The organism is Bifidobacterium favimelis (assembly GCF_037963085.1).
In the GTDB taxonomy this organism is placed as follows: domain Bacteria; phylum Actinomycetota; class Actinomycetes; order Actinomycetales; family Bifidobacteriaceae; genus Bombiscardovia; species Bombiscardovia favimelis.
This window is the reverse complement of record NZ_JBANDZ010000008.1, coordinates 1-1,204: the sequence shown is the minus strand read 5'-3', so window position 1 is coordinate 1,204 and position 1,204 is coordinate 1. Positions and strand designations below refer to the sequence as shown.

At 61.7% G+C, this 1,204-nt stretch carries 1 protein-coding gene; it reads left to right on the top strand.

Annotated elements, in window-relative coordinates:
* Nucleotides 1-1,143 (top strand): cytochrome ubiquinol oxidase subunit I (locus tag V6584_RS07890; protein WP_340486378.1); only part of this gene is annotated, 1,143 nt, incomplete at its 5' end.
* Nucleotides 1,144-1,204: the final 61 nt, after the last annotated feature.

Sequence of the window (1,204 nt, the reverse complement as noted above, 5' to 3'; positions counted from 1 at the left end):
GTGTTCATTTGGTTGACGTTCCTGGGTTCCTCCCTGTCGGCGATCTGGATCCTGGCTGCGAACAGTTTCATGCAGCACCCCACCGGCTTCGAAATCAATGAGGCGACCGGGCACGCCCGTCTGACCAACTTCGGCGACCTGATCTCCAACCCCCAACTCTGGATCGAGTTCCCCCACGTCTTCTTCGCCGCCGTGTGCACCGGGGCCTTCGTCGTCATGGGCTGCAGTGCCTTCAGCATACTCAGGCTCCACCTGAAGAAGGGGGAGGGGACCATGCCGGTGGTGTCCGCCGACTCCCGCCAGGTCATTCCGGAGGGTGACCCCACCGGGTCCGTGGCCAGGGTCGACCTGTTCACCAGGTCCATCCGGGTGGCCGCCATCCTGGGATTGATCGGGTCGATCTGCGTGATCACTTACGGCGACCTCCAGGGCAAGTTCATCGTGACCGACCAGCCGATGAAGCTGGCCGCCACCGAGGCCATCTACGAGGACACCGGCGACCCCGCCCCCTGGCAGGCCGTGGCCCTGATCAACGAGAAGGACCACAAGGTCGAGGGTTCCGTCGAGATCCCCGGCGCCATGTCCAAGCTGGCTTACGGCAAGGACAGCGGGTCCGTCAAGGGGATGAACACGGTCAACAAGGAGCTGCATGAGAAGTATGACGCCAAGTTCGGCAAGGACATGGATTACTACGTGCCGGTGACCACCCTCTTCTGGGTGTTCAGGCTCATGGTCCTTGTCGGGTTCGCCTTCGCGCTCATCTCGGCCCTGGCCCTCTGGTTCACCAGACCCAAGAAGAACACCCTGTATATGAGCCGGTGGAAGCTGTGGGTCCTGGGAATCTTCACCTTCGCCCCCTTCGCGGCGACCACCAGCGGCTGGCTGGTGACCGAGCTGGGGCGTTACCCCTGGCTGGTCTACGGCTTCCAGACCATAGCCGACGGGGTCTCGCCCACCAGTACGGTGCCGGCCCTCCTCTTCACCTGCGTCGTCTACTTCCTCCTCTTTGCGTTGATGGGTGTGGTCATGATCGTCTATACCAGGAGGACCCTGCATCAGGGTCCCTTCTACGAGGCGGGCAAGGGCGATGAGAGCGTCGCCGGAAAGCCTGTCGCCGGTAACCGGAAGGTGGTGTTGGCATGAGTTTTCTTCAGGGTTTGTGGTTTGGTGTGATTGGTTTGTTGTTTGCCGGGTTCCTGTTGTT